Consider the following 18804-nt stretch of genomic DNA (forward strand, 5'->3'; position numbering starts at 1 on the left):
CGTGCTGTGCCAGAAAGGGCGCTTCGTGGCCGATTCCGGCAACCCCAACGAGAACAATCCGTCCACCGACACCGGCGTGAACGACGCGGTGAGCACCTCGACCGGCGAGGCTCCCACCTCGTACGACGCCAGTGCCATCACCGTCCTCGAGGGTCTGGACGCGGTCCGCAAGCGACCCGGTATGTACATCGGCTCGACCGGTGAACGGGGCCTGCACCACCTGGTGCAGGAGGTCGTGGACAACTCCGTCGACGAGGCGCTGGCCGGCCACGCGGACACCATCGACGTCACGATCCTCGCCGACGGCGGCGTCCGGGTCGTCGACAACGGCCGCGGCATCCCGGTGGGCATCGTCCCCTCCGAGGGCAAGCCCGCCGTCGAGGTCGTGCTGACCGTGCTGCACGCGGGCGGCAAGTTCGGCGGCGGCGGCTACGCGGTCTCCGGTGGTCTGCACGGCGTGGGTGTCTCCGTCGTCAACGCTCTTTCCACGCGGGTCGCCGTGGAGGTCAGGACCGACGGCTACCGCTGGACGCAGGAGTACAAGCTGGGCGTCCCCACGGCGCCGCTCGCCCGGCACGAGGCCATCGAGGAGACCGGCACGTCGGTCACCTTCTGGGCCGACGGGGACATCTTCGAGACCACCGACTACTCCTTCGAGACGCTCTCCCGGCGCTTCCAGGAGATGGCCTTCCTCAACAAGGGCCTGAAGATCAACCTCACCGACGAGCGCGAGTCGGCGAAGGCCACCGCCGGTGCGGACGAGGCGGGCGAGGACGAGAAGCACGAGGTCAAGAGCGTCTCGTACCACTACGAGGGCGGCATCGTCGACTTCGTGAAGTACCTGAACTCCCGCAAGGGAGAGCTGGTGCACCCCACCGTGATCGACCTGGAGGCCGAGGACAAGGAGAAGAGCCTCTCCCTCGAGGTCGCCATGCAGTGGAACGGCGGCTACACCGAGGGCGTGTACTCCTTCGCCAACATCATCCACACGCACGAGGGCGGTACGCACGAAGAGGGCTTCCGCGCGGCGCTCACCTCGCTGATCAACAAGTACGCGCGCGACAAGCGGCTGCTGCGGGAGAAGGACGACAACCTCACGGGTGACGACATCCGCGAGGGTCTGACCGCGATCATCTCGGTGAAGCTGAGCGAGCCGCAGTTCGAGGGCCAGACCAAGACCAAGCTGGGCAACACGGAGGTCAAGACCTTCGTCCAGCGCGTGGTCTACGAGCACCTCACCGACTGGCTCGACCGGAACCCGAACGAGGCCGCGGACATCATCCGCAAGGGCATCCAGGCGGCCACCGCGCGCGTGGCGGCCCGCAAGGCCCGTGACCTGACGCGTCGTAAGGGCCTGCTGGAGACGGCGTCCCTGCCGGGCAAGCTCTCCGACTGCCAGTCGAACGACCCGACCAAGTGCGAGATCTTCATCGTCGAGGGCGACTCCGCCGGCGGCTCCGCCAAGTCCGGCCGGAACCCGCAGTACCAGGCGATCCTCCCGATCCGCGGCAAGATCCTGAACGTCGAGAAGGCGCGCATCGACCGGATCCTGCAGAACCAGGAGATCCAGGCGATGATCTCCGCGTTCGGCACGGGTGTGCACGAGGACTTCGACATCGAGAAGCTCCGCTACCACAAGATCATCTTGATGGCGGACGCCGACGTCGACGGCCAGCACATCAGCACCCTGCTGCTGACCTTCCTGTTCCGCTTCATGCGGCCGCTGGTCGAGGCCGGGCACGTGTACCTCTCCCGCCCGCCGCTCTACAAGATCAAGTGGGGCCGGGACGACTTCGAGTACGCGTACTCCGACCGCGAGCGCGACGCCCTGATCGAGCTGGGACGCAACGCCGGCAAGCGCATCCGCGAGGACTCCGTGCAGCGCTTCAAGGGCCTCGGCGAGATGAACGCCGAGGAGCTGCGCGTCACGACCATGGACCAGGAGCACCGCGTGCTCGGCCAGGTCACCCTCGACGACGCCGCGCAGGCCGACGACCTGTTCTCGGTACTGATGGGCGAGGACGTCGAGGCCCGGCGCGCGTTCATCCAGCGCAACGCCAAGGACGTCCGCTTCCTCGACATCTGAGTCGGTCTCAGCTGACCGCACCAGGAAGGACCTTCACCAGCAATGACCGACGAGAACACTCCTGTGACGCCGCCCGAGGGTGACGCCCTGGCCATGCGTGTCGAGCCCGTCGGGCTCGAGACGGAGATGCAGCGTTCCTACCTCGACTACGCGATGTCCGTCATCGTCTCGCGAGCGCTGCCCGACGTCCGCGACGGCCTCAAGCCCGTCCACCGGCGCGTGCTGTACGCCATGTACGACGGCGGTTACCGCCCCGAGCGCGGCTTCTACAAGTGCGCCCGCGTCGTCGGCGACGTCATGGGCAATTACCACCCGCACGGCGACAGCTCCATCTACGACGCCCTGGTGCGCCTCGCCCAGCCGTGGTCGATGCGCATGCCGCTCGTCGACTCCAACGGCAACTTCGGCTCGCCGGGCAACGACCCGGCGGCGGCCATGCGCTACACCGAGTGCAAGATGGCGCCGTTGTCTATGGAGATGGTCCGCGACATCGACGAGGAGACCGTCGACTTCACGGACAACTACGACGGCCGCTCCCAGGAGCCGACGGTCCTGCCGGCCCGCTTCCCGAACCTGCTGATCAACGGCTCGGCCGGTATCGCGGTCGGCATGGCGACCAACATCCCGCCGCACAACCTGCGCGAGGTCGCGGCCGGCGCCCAGTGGTACCTGGAGAACTACGAGGCCTCGCACGAGGAGCTGCTGGACGCGCTCATCGAGCGCATCAAGGGCCCGGACTTCCCGACCGGCGCCCTGGTGGTGGGCCGCAAGGGCATCGAGGAGGCGTACCGCACCGGGCGCGGCTCGATCACCATGCGCGCGGTCGTCGAGGTCGAGGAGATCCAGAACCGCCAGTGCCTGGTGGTCACGGAGCTGCCGTACCAGACCAACCCGGACAACCTCGCGCAGAAGATCGCCGACCTGGTGAAGGACGGCAAGGTCGGCGGCATCGCCGACGTCCGCGACGAGACCTCCTCGCGCACCGGTCAGCGCCTGGTCATCGTGCTGAAGCGGGACGCGGTCGCCAAGGTCGTCCTGAACAACCTGTACAAGCACACCGACCTGCAGTCCAACTTCAGCGCCAACATGCTGGCCCTGGTGGACGGGGTGCCGCGCACCCTCTCCCTGGACGCGTTCATCCGCCACTGGGTGAACCACCAGATCGAGGTCATCGTCCGGCGGACGAAGTTCCGGCTGCGCAAGGCCGAGGAGCGGGCGCACATCCTGCGCGGCCTGCTCAAGGCCCTGGACGCCATCGACGAGGTCATCGCGCTGATCCGGCGCAGCGACACCGTCGAGATCGCGCGCGGCGGCCTGATGGAGCTCCTGGAGATCGACGAGATCCAGGCCAACGCGATCCTGGAGATGCAGCTCCGCCGGCTGGCGGCCCTGGAGCGGCAGAAGATCGTCCAGGAGCACGACGAGCTCCAGGCCAAGATCCGCGAGTACAACGAGATCCTCTCGTCCCCCGTCCGCCAGCGCGGCATCGTCAGCGAGGAGCTGACGGCGCTGGTCGAGAAGTACGGCGACGACCGCAAGACGAAGCTGATCCCCTACGAGGGCGACATGTCCATCGAGGACCTGATCGCCGAGGAGGACATCGTCGTCACGGTCACGCGGGGCGGCTACATCAAGCGCACCAAGACCGACGACTACCGCGCCCAGAAGCGCGGCGGCAAGGGGGTGCGCGGCACGAAGCTCAAGGAAGACGACATCGTCAACCACTTCTTCGTGTCCACCACGCACCACTGGCTGCTGTTCTTCACCAACAAGGGCCGCGTCTACCGGGTGAAGGCCTACGAGCTGCCCGACGCCGGCCGGGACGCGCGCGGCCAGCACGTGGCCAACCTCCTGGCCTTCCAGCCGGACGAGACGATCGCCCAGATCCGCGCGATCCGCGACTACGAGGCGGTTCCGTACCTGGTCCTGGCCACCAAGGCCGGCCTGGTGAAGAAGACACCGCTGAAGGACTACGACTCACCGCGCTCCGGCGGCGTGATCGCCATCAACCTGCGCGAGCAGGAGGACGGATCCGACGACGAACTGATCGGAGCCGAACTCGTCTCGGCCGAGGATGATCTGCTGTTGATCAGTAGGAAGGCACAGTCGATCAGGTTCACCGCCTCGGACGACACACTGCGTCCGATGGGCCGTGCCACCTCGGGCGTCAAGGGCATGAGTTTCCGTGAAGGGGACGAGCTGCTCTCGATGAATGTTGTTCGAGCCGGTACGTTCGTGTTCACTGCCACCGACGGCGGTTACGCGAAGCGGACCTCCGTCGACGAGTACCGCGTCCAGGGCCGCGGCGGCCTCGGCATCAAGGCCGCCAAGATCGTCGAGGACCGCGGATCGCTCGTGGGAGCGCTGGTGGTCGAGGAGCACGACGAGATCCTCGCCATCACCCTCTCGGGCGGTGTGATTCGTACGCGAGTCAGCGGGGTCAGGGAGACGGGCCGTGACACCATGGGCGTCCAACTGATCAATCTGGGCAAGCGCGATGCCGTCGTCGGCATCGCACGCAACGCCGAGGCGGGACGCGAGGCGGAGGAGGTCGACGGCGATGTGGTCGTCGACGAGACCGCCGAGGGTGCCGCGACCACCGGCACGGACGAGGGTGAGGCGCCCTCGGACGAGTAGCACGAGGAGAGAGTCATCGTGAGCGGAGCCACGGGCGCCGGGTCGGCCGGTACCTCCAGGGGTACGGAAACGGGCGGCGGCGGCCGTGGCTCCGCCGCGCGTGCGACCGATCCGCACACCACTCAGCTGCGCAAGATCGACGACGGCACGACCGATTCGCACTCGGCGAGCCCGTCCACAACGCATGGATCCCAGGGGGGAACTGTGACGGACACCCGAGGCCAGCAGACTCAGGCGGCGGCCTCGCCGCTGCCGGGAGAACGGCAGCCCCAACAGCCCGGCGGGCCGTACCACCCGCCGCAGGCCTACCAGACGCAGGGCGGCAACGCGACCGCCGCCGTGCGCCGCCCCCGCACCGGCGCCCGCACCACGCCCCGCGTGCGCAAGGCGCGGCTGCGGGTCTCGAAGGCGGACCCGTGGTCGGTGATGAAGGTCAGCTTCCTGCTCTCCATCGCGCTCGGCATCTGCACGATCGTCGCGTCCGCCGTCCTGTGGATGGTGATGGACGCCATGGGCGTCTTCTCGACCGTCGGCGGCACGATCTCCGAGGCGACCGGCTCGAACGAGTCCAACGGCTTCGACCTGCAGTCCTTCCTGTCGCTGCCCAACGTGCTGCTGTTCGCTACGGTCATCGCGGTCATCGACGTCGTCCTCGCCACGGCTCTGGCCACGCTGGGCGCGTTCATCTACAACCTGTCCGCCGGCTTCGTCGGCGGGGTGGAGCTGACGCTCGCCGAGGACGAGTGACCGTCCCTCCCGGGTCCCGCGCCAACCGATTTTGGGACTGCCCGCCTCGTGCGCTAATCTTCAGGAGTCAGCGCGCGGGACATACACCGCAGAGCGCGGCGGGGCTATAGCTCAGTTGGTTAGAGCGCATCCCTGATAAGGATGAGGCCACAGGTTCAAATCCTGTTAGCCCCACCAGCACGAAGGCCCCCAGTCGATACGGCTGGGGGCCTTCGGCATGTGGAGGTGTCGGCTGGTGGGCTCCGGATCGAGGGCCTCGCTGTGGGGCGGGGGCCGTTTCATCGGTCGCAGGGTTGCTCGTAGGAGAGGCGTGGCAGGTGTTCGTGCCACTTCTCCTCGGTGAGCACGCCCCGGGTGGAGGAGCAGATGCGGTCGATGGCGTCGTCCACGTCCAGGTTCCACAGCCGTACGGTGTCCGTGCCGCTGGAGATGCCGAGCATGTGACTCAGAGGGCTGAAGGACAGGAAGGTGCCCGTCTGGGCGTTGGGGCTCATCGACTCCCCGATGGGGGCGGCCTCGGCGGGCGTGTCGACGTCCCAGAGGCGGACGGTGTTGTCGTTGGCGCCGCTGACCAGGGTGTCGCCGTCCTTGCTGAACGTCAGTGACACCACCGAGTCGGTGTGGCCGGAGAGGGTGGAGTCGGGCCGGGGCGCGCCGGAGGGGTCGGTGGTGTTCCAGAGCCGGACCGTGCCGTCGTCGCTGCCGCTGGCCAGCGTACGGCCGTCGGGACTGTAGGCCAGGACGTTGACGGGACCGAGGTGGCCCGTGCGCGGGGAGCCGGGGCGGGCGGCGTGCGGGGGGTCGCCGACGTCCCAGAAGCGGACGGTGTCGTCCGCGCCGCCGCTGGCGAGAGTGCGCCCGTCCGGGCTGAAGGCGAGGGTGTTGACGTACCCCGTGTGGCCGGCGAGCGGCTTGCCGAGCGGGCGGGGGCGGGACGGGTCGGCGGTGTCCCACAACTGGATCGTGCGGTCGTCGTAGGCCGTGGCCAGCGTGTCGCCGTCCGGGGCGAAGGCCAGGGTGCCGGGACCGGCGTAGCGGGTGCGCAGTCTCACGGGTGGGCCGTGCGCGGTGGGCCGGGCGGTGTCGGAGACGTCCCACAGCTGCATCGCGCGGCTGCCCGTCGACACCGCGAGGGTGCCGCCGTCCGGGGAGAACACCAGCGACCGCACGTCGCCCTCCGCGGGACGGAAGGGGGCACCCAGGGACCTGGGCCGGCCGGGGTCCGACACGTTCCACAGCCGGACCCGCCCGTCGCGCGCCGCCGTGGCCAGCACGTGGCCGTCCGGGCGGAACGCCCCGGTGCGGCCGGTCATGTCCGACGTCGGGATGGACCAGAGCCGGACCTTGCTGTCGCCGCTGCCGGTGGCGAGCGTGCGGCCGTCCGGACTGAAGCTCAGGGCGTACATCTCGCCGCTGCTTCCCGACAGGGGCACGCCGACCTGCGAGGGGTGGGCCGGGTCGCTGACGTTCCACAGGCGCGCCGTGCTGTCCGCGCTGCTCGCGGCGAGCGTGTCCCCGTCGGGGCTGAAGGCCACCGACCAGACGGGCCCGGTGTGCCCGGTCAGCGGGGAGCCGATCCGGGCGGCGTCGCGGGGGTCGGCCACGTTCCAGAGCCGGACGGTGTCGTCCGCGCTGCCGCTGGCCAGGGTGCGTCCGTCGGGGCTGAAGGCGACGGAGTGCACCAGGTCGGTGTGGCCGGTCAGGGGCCGGCCGACCGGTGTGGCCGCGCGCGGGTCGGCCACGTCCCAGAGCCGGACGGTGTCGTCGTCGCCGCCGGCCGCCAGGGTGCGTCCGTCGGGGCTGAACGCCACCGAGCGCACCGCCGCGGTGGGGCCGGTCAGCGTACCGAGCTTCTCGGGGCGGCCCGGGTCGGCCACGTTCCACAGGCGGACGGTGCGGTCGTCGTGGGCGGAGGCCAGGGTGTGCCCGTCCGGTCCGAAGGCGAGCAGGTAGACGGTGCCGCCGCGGCCGGGTACGGGGGCGCCGAGCGGGCGTGGGCGGGCGGGGTCGCTCACGTCCCACAGCCGGATGGTGCCGTCGTCCGAGGCGCTGGCCAGGGTGCGCCCGTCCGGGCTGAACACCGCGGCGCTCACCCAGCTGGTGTGGCCGGTGAGGGGAGCGCCCAGCGGTTCGGGGCGAGCGGCGTCCGACACGTCCCACAGCCGTACGGTCCGGTCGTAGCTGGCCGTCGCCAGGAGCCGGCCGTCGGGGCTGAAGGAGGTGAGGTAGACGGCGCCGGTGTGGCCGAGGAGCGGCGTGGCCAGCGGCGCGTTCACGATCGAGATCAGCCGGTTCCGCACGTTCTCGTCGTCCGGCCGCAGGCGGTGCGCCGCCAGGTCGAGCTGGGCCGAAAGCGAGGGGTCCGTGTACTGGACCTGGTCCGCCTCGGCGACCACCTGGCCGAAGACCGCGTCGTTGCGCTGCTGCCAGGCGATCACCGCGGAACCGACCGCGAGCAGCGCCAGGACGACCAGCGACGCCACCGCGGCGCGGCTGATCAGTACGCCGCGCCGGCGCAGCCTGACCGCCGCGGCCAGGAACTCCACGGCGCTGCGGGTGAGGAAGGTGTCGCCCGCCGACTCCGCCCAGCCGCGGGCCTGCTCCAGCCGGGAGCCGCGGTAGAGCAGGGAGGAGTCCCGCTCCGACTCCTCCCAGGCCCGGCCGTCCTCCTCCAGCCGCTGGCGCAGCAGGTTGTCGGCCCGGCCCTCGTCGATCCAGTCGCGCAGCCGCGGCCAGGCGTGCAGCAGCGCCTCGTGGGTGATCTCCACGGTGTCCGCGTCGAGTGTCACCAGCCGGGCCCGTACCAGCGCTTCGAGCGACTCCTCGGTCTTGCCGGGGTCCCTGGACTCCTGCGCGAGCCGGCGCCGCGTGCCCCGCCTGCGGGTGGCCTGGGTGTCCTCGCTCACCCGGACCAGTCTCAGCAGGAGCAGTCGCGCGGCCGTGCGTGCGGCCGGGTCCAGGCCGGACCAGGCCCGCTCGGCGGTCGCCGCCACCGCTCCCTGGATGCCGCCGGCGGCGCGGTAGCCGGCCAGGGTCAGCCGGCCCGCCTTGCGCCGCTGCCAGGTGGCGAGCAGGGCGTGGGAGAGCAGCGGCAGCACGCCCGCGTCGTGGGCGCCGCGAGGGCTGTCGCTGCTGACCTCACGGACGATCAGTTCCGCCAGTCCGGGTTCGAGTTCCATGCCCACGGCCTTGGCCGGGCCGGTCACCGCCTCGCGCAGCTCCGTGGTGGTCAGCGGCCCGAGCACCATGTGCCGGTGCTGGAGCGCGTCGGCCAGCTCGGGGTAGCGCAGGCACTGCTCGTAGAAGTCGGCGCGCACTCCGAGGGCCACGAGCACGGGTGCCGGGTCCTCGGGGCCTGCGGGGGTGCAGGCGGCCTGGAGAAGCTGGACGAAGAGGCGCCGGTCCGACTCCTCGGCGCAGAGGGTGAAGATCTCCTCGAACTGGTCCACGATGACGACCGGGCGGGCGGACGACGACGTGCTGGCGCGGGCCCATGCCGAGACGGCCTCCCGCGCCGCACGAGCGAACTCCGGAGTGCCGGGCGGCCCGTGCGCGGCGGGATCCTGGGCCGGCCGGTACGGCGCGGAGCGGTCGAGTGTGGAGTGGTCGGGTGTGGAGCGGTCCGGTGTGGAGCGATCCGGTGTGGAGCGGTCCCGCATCGCATGGCCTCGCGCCACATGGCCTCGCGCCACATGACCGCCCACCGTCGCGTCCTGTGCCGAGGCCTCCTCCGTCGCGGCCACGACGGACGCGAGTCCGGGTATCCGGCGGATCAGCTCACCGAGCGGATCACCTCCCGGTACGAGCTGGAGCACCTCCCTGCGCGGACCGGTCCCCCCGTCCAGCGCGCCGTCGCGCACGGCGGGCACCAGTCCGGCGTTCAGCAGTGAGGACTTCCCCGCCCCCGAGGCGCCCACCAGCATGACCAGGCCGCCCGTGGCCTCGGTGGCGCGGAGCTGGGTGACGAGGGCGTTCGTGCTCCGCTCCCGCCCGAAGAACCAGCCGGCGTCCTCCTGCCGGTAGGCGGCCAGTCCGCGGTAGGGGCAGACCCCGCCCGGGGCGGGGCCGGCGTCGGCCGCCGGATGCTCCTCGTCCGCATCGGACGGCGCCGGGCGCTCGCCTGTCGGGTCGGCCACCGCCCGCTCCCACAGGCGCTGCCACTGGGCCAGGTCGTACAGGCCGGCGGAGACCGGTACCGGCCGTGCGCGCCGTGCCTGGGGTATGAGGACGTGCAGGACCGCCGCGAGGGCGGGGAACTGGGCCGGTACGTTCCTGGCCCGCCGCCAGTCGCTGATCCGCTGCGCGGACACCCGTACGGGGCGCCCGCGTTCGTCGACCCGCTGGAGCCGGACGACCGCTTCGGAGACGCGTTTGAGGGGAGGGTTGCCGGCCTCCTTGTACAGCAGTGCGAGACGTTCGGCGAAGGCCGTGCGTGCCCCTGAGTCGAAACCCGCGGCGTTCACTCCTCACTTCCTCCGCACCTGGACGTCCGGACCGGAAAACTCACTCTATATGCCTGACCTGCGGTTACGTCATCGTTGCGGCATCACGACCTCCTCTTCGGCGGCCTCGACTGGCAGGATCGCGTCGCAGTGGCGAGGCGGCCGCCCGGCGCCCGGACAGGTCAGCGGCCCAGCGCCCGGAGAGCCATCCGGTGCGGCCGCATGTTCTCGGTCAGCTTCGGTCGGCTTTCGTATGCCCGGCCCCGTCCCGGTCCAATCCGCGCAGCACGCCGCCGGCATGGTCCGGCACCGGTCCCCACGAGGGGAGGGACCGGTGCCCGATCATGCCGGCGGGCGCCGGGGACCGTGGCGGGCGGCGGCGGTCGGCCCCCCGTGGACGGCCGCCGTGCGGGCGGGGCGGCGGAGCACGCGCCGGGCCTCGACCACGAACCGCCGGGCACCGCCTCCCGCACCGACGCACCGCGGGCGGCCGCGGTCACGCGCGCGAGGCCGGCCCGTTCAACGCAGTTGCGCGCGAGGCGGGTTCAGGGCGCCGGTCCGCGGGCAGGCACGTCCTGAAGGTTCCGCAGCCGACCGCCGCTGGAGTACGTATGAGGATCTCCGTCGACCCCGAGCAGTGCTACGGCTCCGGAGACTGCGTGCACCGGGCCCCGACCGTCTTCACCCAGGTAGGCGGGTTGGGCGCCGTGATACCGGGCCGTGAGCACGATGTCGACGCGCCGCGGGTGCGGGAGGCGGCCGAAGGGTGCCCGGCCGCCGCGATCACCGTGACGGGGACGGACTGAGGAGCGCGGGGAGGACCGGGGATGCGCGCGCCGGAGGCTCTGGTGACGCTCGGCAGCCGCTACGTGCGCGGCGCGCCCGGAGGGTGGGGGAAGGCGGCGCTTGCCGCACGCTGGCTGAACCCCCGGCTGCGCGACCACCCGCGCCGACGGGTCGTCAGGGTCCGTTCCGGCGACCTGTTCGCCGTGGACACCCAGGACCTCATCCAGCGGTACCTGTACCTGTTCGGCGTCTGGGAGCCGCACATGACGGCCTGGCTGCGGCGCCGGCTGCGGCCGGGGGACACCTTCGTCGACGTGGGGGCCAACATCGGGGTGTTCAGCGTCCTGGCCGCCCGACTCGTCGGCGACGAGGGCCGGGTCGTCGCGATCGAGGCCTCCCCCGACGTCCACCACCGACTGGTGCGGCACGGCCGGCTCAACGGCCGCGGGAACATCCGCGCGGTCAACGCCGCCGTGTCGGACAGCCGTCGGACGCTGACCTTCGTGCTCGCCAGCTCGCGCAACATGGGCGCGAACAGCATCGTCCCCTACGACGGTCCGGCGGAGTCGACCTTCGAGATCGAGGCCCGGCCGCTGCCGGAACTCCTCGACCCGGCCGAGATCGCGCGCGCCCGGGTGATCAAGATCGACGTCGAGGGCGCGGAGGGGAGCGTCGTCCGCGGGATGGCGCCCATGCTCGGCGCGCTGCGGCCCGACGCGGAGATCGGCGTCGAGGTGACGCCCGAGCGGATGGCGCGGCTCGGGGACTCCATCGAGGAACTGCTGGCGGTGATGCGCGAGGCGGGCTTCCACGTGTACCGGATGGCCAACGACTACGCGCCCGGAAGCTATCCCTCGGCCCTGAGCGGTGTGCCCGGTGTGCCGGTCCGCCTGCGCGGGTCCGTGACCGGGGAGAGCGACCTGATCTTCTCGCGGGTGGACGCCGAGACGCTCCCCTGAACCACCGCCGCGCTCATCTCTCCGCCTGGTTCAGGGACGCTCGCGCGGGCCGCCGGCTCCGGGCGGGAAGCTCCATCCGGAGGAGGCCAGCGCCAGCGCCCTGGCCTCCACGACCGCCATCCGGGCAGCCCGCTCGGCGGGGTCCACGTGGGACGCCTGGCCGGTGACCTGCCCCTGCCACTTGCGGTAGAGGAGGCCCACCTCGGCGGAGAACCAGCCCCGGCTGACGCAGTTGAGCGCCAGCAGCAGGCCGGTGTCCTCGGACGCGGGCAGGGCCATCCAGCCGCCGAGCGCGAGCAGCAGGTCGCGCCGTACCAGGAGTGTCGCCGGGTGGACCTGGGAACGGAAGTCGTTCGCCTTCCAGTGGTCGAGCACCGCGCCGGGCTCGATCGGCCCGTGCTCCGGGTCACCCGGGAAACCTGCCGTCGAGCCGTCCGGCAGCAGGTCCAGGGCCCGGGAGGTGGCCCACCCGAGGGTCGGGTCGGCCTCCAGAGCGGCCAGGTCCCGGGCCAGGGAGCCAGGGGTGAGCTGGTCGTCGGCGTCCAGGATCTTCACGTACTCGCCGTCCGCGTGGGACAGGGCGATGGTGCGGGCGACTCCGGGGCCGCCCTGGCGTTCCGGCCGTCCCTGCCGGAAGACGACGCGCGGGTCGTCGGGCACGTGGGGCCGTACGTCGTCCGTCCGCCCGTCCTCCTGGATGACCCAGCGCCAGTCCCATCCGGCGGGCAACTCCTGTGCGCGCAGGGACGCGTGGGCCTCGGCGAGGAAGGGGGCCGAGGGGCCGTGGACGGCCGTGACGATGACGACGTGCCTGCTCACGCCGGCCCTCACCACCTCTTTGTCGTCGGGTTGGGTCCTGGTGCGGCTACAGGCTACGGCTCCCGGGTGCGCCCCGGCGGGAAGGGGTCCCGGCGCACGGGACGGCGGCCGCGGCCGCCCTCGCACCGGGGACGACGAACGCGGCCGCCCCCGCACCGGGGACGACGAACGCGGCCGCCCCCGCACCGGGGCGACGACCGCAGCCGCCCCCGCACACGGCGGCGGCCCGGCTGCTCTGTCGAGCGGCCGGGCCGTTTCTCGCGTGCGGTGCTGTACGCAGATCGCCGTGACGTCGGTGTCGGGGGCGCGCCGGGGTCCGGGCGCGCGCGGGGTCGCTCAGCGCTGGAGGGGTGCGGTGTGCTGGGCCGGGGTCTCGGCCGTGTCGTCGTCGCACAGGAGGCCGGTGGCCGAGGCGGCGTCGGTGAGCGGGCGGTGCCGGCAGCTGGGCGCCTTGCCGTGGGCCTCGGCGCGGATGCGCTGTTTCATCGTGGGGGGCAGGGAGCCGGTACGTGACCCGGACCAGGGGGCCGCCACCGCGGGTGCCGCCTCGGGGGAGGCACTCTCGCTGTTGCTGTGCGTTCGGGTCTGCGGTACGGCCGCGGAGGCGGTCGTCGTGATGAGTCCGAGCGCCGTGCACAGCGCGAGGAAGGCGGTGACGATGGTGGTCCACAGCGTCATGACCTTGTTCCGGGCCATAACCCCTCACTTTCGGGTTGGGCGATTTGCGTACTTTCCTCATGATGTGTATGCGGACCGCGAAGTGGTGGACCTCCACACGTGGCGCGGCGATGTTCAGATGAACACCACCCGGATGGCCGCAAGGGGGCGGAAAAGGTCCCCAGGCGGGAGGGAGGGGGACAAATAGTCACCCTCCGTGGAGGTGTGATCACCCGCCGATCGGAACGGTTTCGCCCGTCCGTATCGGGCCCCGGGGGTGGGAAGTTGGCCGTCGGCACAGGTCACCGATCGGTATCGGCCGGTGTGTATAGTCGGGCGCCAGAGGTCCCCTACGTCAAGGAAAGACGAGGTCGCGCGGTGAAGAAGCTTCTCCTGGTCGCACTGGCCGCCATCGGCGGGCTCCTCGTGTACCGCCAGATCCAGGCGGATCGCGCCGAGCAGGATCTGTGGACGGAGGCGACTGACTCCGTGCCCACGGGTTCGTGAGTACGACCGACATCCGGTCCTGAGCAGACCCCGGCCGCCTTGCGGTCGGGGTTTTGTGTGCCCGGATTCCGTGCGGGGGCGCGGGAGCACGGGGTGGCGCGGCAGGATGGGCCAGGGGCCGGTCCGGACGGCGGCGGCGCCGGTGAGCGCGAGGGGTGGCGGATGGTGGGACGGTGGTGTACGGCGCGGCGCCGTGCCGGGTCGCGGGAGGCCCGGCGGACTGTGCCCCCGACCGCGTGTCGGGTGCCGGGACCGGTGCGGTCGGCCGCCCTGACCGCCGTACTGGCCACGACCGCCGCACTGCTCGGTGGTCCGGCCCTCGCGGCCGATGCGCCCGCCGACTACGCCTTCGCCGGGGACGCCCGGCGGATCGAGGGCGGGAACGGCACCGCGGACGCCGCCGCGCTGGAGCCCGGCGCCACGTACCGCAGCTCCCTGCCGAGAAACGGTGTCCTCTCTTACCGCGTCGAACTCGACGCCTCCTCCGACACCTACGTCTCCGTCACCGCCGTACCCGGCTCGGCCGGGGAGGTCACCGCCGTGGACGGCATCCGCGTCCGGCTGCGGGACGCCGACGGCAACTCCTGCTCCACCGACAGCGCCACCTTCGGCGCCGCGCACAGTCCCCGCCCGGTCACCGCCTGGAGCAGGCGCGAGATCGTCCCCGGCGCGACCCGCTGCCAGGAGTCCGGCACCTACTACGTCACCGTCGAGCGGACCAGGCCCCAGGACTCCCCGCCCCGGGCCTGGGACCTGGAACTGGCCGCCGTCACGGAACCGCGCCCCGCGGCGGCCGACGCGCCCACCACACCCGCGCCCTGGGACTCCGCCACACCCGAACCCCTCGCCGGTGAGCCGCAACGCCGTCCGGGCGGCCAGGGGTTCGCCCACGCCACCCCGGTCGGGCAGGGAGTGTGGCGCGACGACATCCGGCCGGGACAGACCCTCTTCTACGAGGTGCCGGTCGACTGGGGCCGCCGAGTGCACGCGACCGCCGAACTCGACGGCTCCGGCGACACCTCCGGCTACGCCACCGGCGCCCTGCACCTGGCCCTGCACAACCCGGTGCGCGGCGAGGTCGACGACGCCGCCAAGGGGTACGCCGGCCGCCGGACGACCGTCGGTCTCGCTCCGCTGCCTCCGGTGGACCACGCCAACCGGTACGCCGCCGACGGGCAGGTCGCCGGGATGCGCTTCGCCGGCGCGTACTACCTCGTGGTGCACCTCGCGGCGCAGGTCGCCGACGACTTCGGCGAGGGCCCCTTCGGGCTGACCCTGCGGGTGCGGCTCAGCGGGGCGGGGCGGGCCGGGCCGCAGTACGCGGGGGAGTCCCGGCCGGGGGGCCTCTTCGAGGTCTCGGCCCAGGACCGGGTGGCAGCCCCGGAGAACGGGCCCGCGGACGGCGGGGCCGCGGACGGCGACGACCTCGCCATGAAGGCGGTCGCCGCCGGCGGGATCGGTACCGGCAGTCTGCTGCTCGTCGGCCTGGGCGTGTGGACGGCGGTGGCCCGGCGCAGGGCCTAGGGCGCCCGTCCTCAGAGGCGGCTCAGCGCCCAGAAGCCCACGGCGTAGCAGGCCAGCGCGAGGAGCAGGAGCGGGACCGCGACCCTGGCCGGAGGTCCGGGCCGGCGCCGCCTCCGACGACGCGCGCGGTGCTGCGCGGGTGCGGGTGCCTGCGGGGTCCGGGCGGTGTACGACGCGGTCGGGGAGTCGGCGCGCTGCGGCGCGGACGGCGTCGTGGCCGACGTGGGAGGTGGCGGGTACGCGGCGGCCCCGTACCGCGGCCCGTCGAAACCGGCCGACGACGGTGCTGGGGGCTGGGGATGAGGGAGAGGGTGGGGCTGGGGCCTGAGGGCGGGCGACGACGGGGAGGTGAGGGTCGCCCGCGGGGGCGGCAGGCGGAAACTGCCGGTCTCTGACATGGCGGCGGGTGGCGCGGCCCCGCCGGACGATGCCGACGGCGCGTCGCTCGGGGCGGGAGGCGACAGGCCGGGGGCGAGGGGGCTTTCCGCCGGGACGGGCGGAGTGCGGCCCGAGGCGGCGTCGGTACCTGTCGACGCCGAGCCCTTCGGCGCCGAGCCCGTCGGCGCGTGCTCCGGGAGCGGTGGGGTGCTGTTCGGGGTTGCCGGTGGTCGGCCCGGGGACGACGGGGTGCCGGCCGGGGCGGAGGTCCGTCGCGGGTCCGTCGGGGTGCTGTCCACGCCGGACGCCCGTACGAGTGGCCCGGCGGGGCCGAACCCCGAGGGCAGCGGCCCGACTTGGTCGAAGATCTCGATCAGCTCGTCGTCGGGCCCGGGTTCCGGCAGCAGCTCCGAGGCGGAGGCCAGCGCCTTGCGCGCCCCGGTCGCCGTGCGGAACCTCGCCTCAGGGTCCGGCTGGACCAGCGTCGCGACGACCTGCCACAGCGGCTCGGGGATGCCCTGCGGCGCGGGCGGCGTCCCGTGCTCGGCGAAGTACTGCACCAGCGCCTTGGCGTCCGGCTTGGCCCCCTCCAGCAGGTACAGGGCGACCAGGCCCACGGCGAACAGATCGGCGGGGAAGTCCGGCTCCGCCCCCATCAGCTGCTCCGGCGCGAGATAACCGGGCGTCCCCACCACGAGGTTCGTCTCCGTCAGCCGGGGCTCGCCCAGCCGCATCGCGATCCCGAAGTCGGAGAGCCGCAACCGGGGCCGGCCCGTCCCGGTGGCCTCCAGCAGCAGGTTGGCGGGCTTGATGTCCCGGTGCACGACGCCCTCCGCGTGGACCGCCGCCAGGCCCGCCAGGAGCTGGTCGACCAAGGTGCACACGAACCCGGCGGGCAGGGGGCCGTAGTCCCCGATCAGGTGGACGAGCGAACCCCCCGTGACCAGGTCCATGGTGAACAGGACCTGGTCGTCGTCGGCGGCCCAGCTGGCGGGCGCGAGCACGTGGGGGTGATCGATGCGCAGGGCCTGCTCGCGTACGAACCGCAGCAGGGCGTGCGCGTCCCGCTGCTGGAGCACCTTGGCGGCCACGTAGCGTCGGCGGCGATGGTCCCAGGCACGCCAGACGGCACCGACCCCGCCACGACCGATCGGGTCGACCAGCTCGTACCGTCCGGCGAAGACCTCACCCATGACCGTGCGTCGCTCCTCCCCTGGCGCCACTTCGGCGCCCGGCCACCGCCCCCTCGGCAGCCGGGCCCGCGATCAGTTCTGGTGGGACTGGTAGTGCGCCACCGCGTCCGAGGTACGGCCGGCGCCGTACACCCGGAGGAACTCCGCCAGTTCCGGGTGGGTGGGGGAGAGCGCGTCCGCCGCGTCGATGATGTCCCCGGCCGCCGCCACCGAACGCAGCAGCGACTGGATCTCGCGCACCACGCGCTTGACCGTGGGCGCGCCCGAACTGTTCGTCGTGTGCGTGGTGTTGCTCAGCACCGAGCCCCCCTGCGACTTCTTGATCTCGTCCATGCGCTCCGTGGCCTCGGCCGCGCTCGCGCTGCCGTCCGCGACCTGACCCGCCAGCTCCTGCAGCAGCTGTACCCGCTGGACCACCGCGGGATTGCCGATCTTCGCCCGCTGGCCGCTCATGAGCTGCGACAGCATCGGCGCGGACAGCCCCAGCACCCCCGCGAGACGGGCCTGGTTGAGACCAAGATCGTCGATGAGCCTACGGAAGAGCGCCCCCAGCGGCTCCCCGTACCAGTTCCGCTGCAGTTCCCGCGCTCTTGCGGTGGCTTCCTGCTGTGCGGCGTCCATTGCGTCTCCCCATCGCTTCCCCAAGAACCGCAGTTCGCTCCAGCGAACCACGCCGAGCATCTTACGGAGCGTGGTTGTTCCCCGGGAGTCCCCATCATTTGTGAGATACGGGGGGCGACCCGGTAGTCTTGTCTGCGGCGCCTGCCGGTATGCGGTTCCTCCGGCCGGAAGCCTCCTACGGGGCCTTAGCTCAGTTGGTAGAGCGCTGTCTTTGCATGGCAGATGTCAGGGGTTCGACTCCCCTAGGCTCCACACCTCAAGAGCCCGTCCGACCTGCGGAAACGCAAGTCAGGACGGGCTCTTCGCATCCATGGCGCATCCATGGCGCAGCCATGGGGCAGCCACGCCGCCGCCCCGGCGCGGGCGCGGCGCCGCCACCGAGCAGCCGGTGGCGCGGCCGTCCCGTCACGCATCGTGTCCGCCGTACAACGACTCAATGAAGAAGGCCAGTTGATCGGGATGAACGACCGACCGCTCCCCGCGGCTCCACGCGCGGGAGCCCACGGATGGACGCCCCTCGGCACCGGGGAGGTGCGGTCTGCTCTTGATATCGTCACCCCACAGGGCACCAGCGCCACACCCCTGCGGGGCGGTGCCACGTGGCTCATCGCCGTCGGAGCCGTCCGGTCGCTGCCGACGAGGTGGAAGGGGTAACCATGCGGGCGAAGGTACGGGCCGCTCTCGACAAGCTCTATATGAAGCGCCTGGTCAGGGAGTTGGAGGGACGCCCACGCCCCCAGCACATCGGCATCATGCTCGACGGAAACCGCCGCTGGGCCAAGATGTCGGGCATAGACGACCCGCGTGAGGGTTACCGGGCCGGCGGGGCCAAGGTGCTGGACTTCCTGCGCTGGTGCGACTCCGCGCAGATCGAGCACGTCACCCTGTTCATGCTCTCCGACGACAATCTCCACCGGCCCGAGGACCAGCTGAACCCGCTCATCGACATCATCGCGGAAGTCGTCGAGCAGCTGGCCGCGCCGGGGAACCCCTGGCCCGTCGAAGCGGTCGGTGCGCTGGACCTGCTGCCCGCGGAGTCCGCGAGCCGCCTGAAGACCGCCACCGCCGCCACCCAGGACCGCAAGGGCGGCACCAAGGTCGACGTCGCCGTGGGCTACGGAGGCCGTCGGGAGATCGTCGACGCCGTACGGTCCGCCCTGACCGAGCACAGCTCCCAGGGCGGGGACATCGACGAGTTCATCGAGACCTTCACCATGGAGCACATCTCCAAGCACCTGTACTCCAAGACGCGGTCCGAGTCCGACCTCATCATCCGTACGTCCGGCGAACAGCGCCTCTCCGGATTCCTGCTCTGGCAGTCCGCCTACGCCGAGGTCCACTTCTGTGAGACCTACTGGCCGGACTTCCGTGAGATCGACTTCCTGCGCGCCCTGCGTTCCTACTCCCTGCGCGAACGCCGCTACGGCCGCTGAGCGACGGTTTCACGT

General features: G+C 71.9%; 13 protein-coding genes and 2 tRNA genes. 10 read left to right on the forward strand and 5 right to left on the reverse strand.

The window, feature by feature from the left end:
- Positions 1-25 precede the first annotated feature (25 nt).
- From gyrB to ACZ6EG_RS09125, 4 genes are all read left to right on the forward strand, one after another.
- Positions 26-2086: a DNA topoisomerase (ATP-hydrolyzing) subunit B gene (gene gyrB / locus ACZ6EG_RS09110; RefSeq protein ID WP_356602619.1), complete on the forward strand. Its 2061-nt coding sequence runs from the start codon at positions 26-28 to the stop codon at positions 2084-2086.
- A 42-nt stretch (positions 2087-2128) separates the two neighbouring features.
- Positions 2129-4723, forward strand: coding sequence for a DNA gyrase subunit A (gyrA, locus tag ACZ6EG_RS09115; RefSeq protein ID WP_361015980.1), 2595 nt, complete (start codon positions 2129-2131; stop codon positions 4721-4723).
- A gap of 18 nt (positions 4724-4741) precedes the next feature.
- Positions 4742-5470, forward strand: coding sequence for a DUF3566 domain-containing protein (locus ACZ6EG_RS09120; protein ID WP_356602615.1), 729 nt, complete (start codon positions 4742-4744; stop codon positions 5468-5470).
- 100 nt (positions 5471-5570) lie between these two features.
- Positions 5571-5647: transfer RNA gene (locus ACZ6EG_RS09125), tRNA-Ile, on the forward strand.
- A 101-nt stretch (positions 5648-5748) separates the two neighbouring features.
- Here the strand turns inward: ACZ6EG_RS09125 and ACZ6EG_RS09130 are convergent.
- Positions 5749-9933 (reverse strand): nSTAND1 domain-containing NTPase, encoded by a 4185-nt coding sequence (locus ACZ6EG_RS09130; RefSeq protein ID WP_469602948.1) that lies wholly within the window; start codon positions 9931-9933, stop codon positions 5749-5751.
- Between the two features lie 590 nt (positions 9934-10523).
- Here ACZ6EG_RS09130 and ACZ6EG_RS09135 point away from each other — a divergent pair.
- Both ACZ6EG_RS09135 and ACZ6EG_RS09140 read left to right on the forward strand, forming a co-directional pair.
- The gene (locus tag ACZ6EG_RS09135) at positions 10524-10718 is read left to right on the forward strand and encodes a ferredoxin (protein ID WP_356602611.1); all 195 of its coding nucleotides are present in this window, start codon (positions 10524-10526) and stop codon (positions 10716-10718) included.
- A gap of 21 nt (positions 10719-10739) precedes the next feature.
- On the forward strand, positions 10740-11657 hold the full coding sequence (locus tag ACZ6EG_RS09140) for an FkbM family methyltransferase (protein ID WP_469602952.1): 918 nt from the start codon (positions 10740-10742) through the stop codon (positions 11655-11657).
- Positions 11658-11687: 30 nt separating this feature from the next.
- Here ACZ6EG_RS09140 and ACZ6EG_RS09145 read toward each other — a convergent pair whose 3' ends face one another.
- Entirely contained in the window at positions 11688-12476 is a 789-nt protein-coding gene (locus ACZ6EG_RS09145; RefSeq protein WP_391971761.1) for a glycosyltransferase family 2 protein, read from the reverse strand.
- Between the two features lie 336 nt (positions 12477-12812).
- A complete protein-coding gene (locus tag ACZ6EG_RS09150) occupies positions 12813-13172 on the reverse strand; it encodes a DUF6344 domain-containing protein (RefSeq protein ID WP_391971762.1) in 360 nt (119 codons plus the stop codon).
- Positions 13173-13511: 339 nt separating this feature from the next.
- Between ACZ6EG_RS09150 and ACZ6EG_RS09155 the strand changes: the two genes are divergently transcribed.
- Entirely contained in the window at positions 13512-13640 is a 129-nt protein-coding gene (locus tag ACZ6EG_RS09155; protein ID WP_003999697.1) for a DLW-39 family protein, read from the forward strand.
- A gap of 162 nt (positions 13641-13802) precedes the next feature.
- Positions 13803-15164 (forward strand): hypothetical protein, encoded by a 1362-nt coding sequence (locus ACZ6EG_RS09160; protein ID WP_469602957.1) that lies wholly within the window; start codon positions 13803-13805, stop codon positions 15162-15164.
- An 11-nt stretch (positions 15165-15175) separates the two neighbouring features.
- On the opposite strand, the gene ACZ6EG_RS09165 is transcribed toward ACZ6EG_RS09160, so the two are convergent.
- Positions 15176-16735: a serine/threonine-protein kinase gene (locus tag ACZ6EG_RS09165; protein ID WP_469602960.1), complete on the reverse strand. Its 1560-nt coding sequence runs from the start codon at positions 16733-16735 to the stop codon at positions 15176-15178.
- Between the two features lie 72 nt (positions 16736-16807).
- Positions 16808-17356 carry a helix-turn-helix domain-containing protein gene (locus tag ACZ6EG_RS09170; RefSeq protein WP_391971765.1) on the reverse strand — a complete coding sequence of 183 codons (549 nt, stop codon included), beginning with the start codon at positions 17354-17356 and terminating at the stop codon, positions 16808-16810.
- Between the two features lie 179 nt (positions 17357-17535).
- Between ACZ6EG_RS09170 and ACZ6EG_RS09175 the strand changes: the two genes are divergently transcribed.
- Both ACZ6EG_RS09175 and ACZ6EG_RS09180 read left to right on the forward strand, forming a co-directional pair.
- A tRNA-Ala gene (locus ACZ6EG_RS09175) sits at positions 17536-17608 on the forward strand.
- A gap of 404 nt (positions 17609-18012) precedes the next feature.
- The gene (locus tag ACZ6EG_RS09180) at positions 18013-18789 is read left to right on the forward strand and encodes an isoprenyl transferase (protein WP_053134011.1); all 777 of its coding nucleotides are present in this window, start codon (positions 18013-18015) and stop codon (positions 18787-18789) included.
- The last annotated feature ends 15 nt before the right edge of the window (positions 18790-18804 follow it).

The organism is Streptomyces sp. NPDC041968 (genome assembly GCF_055589025.1).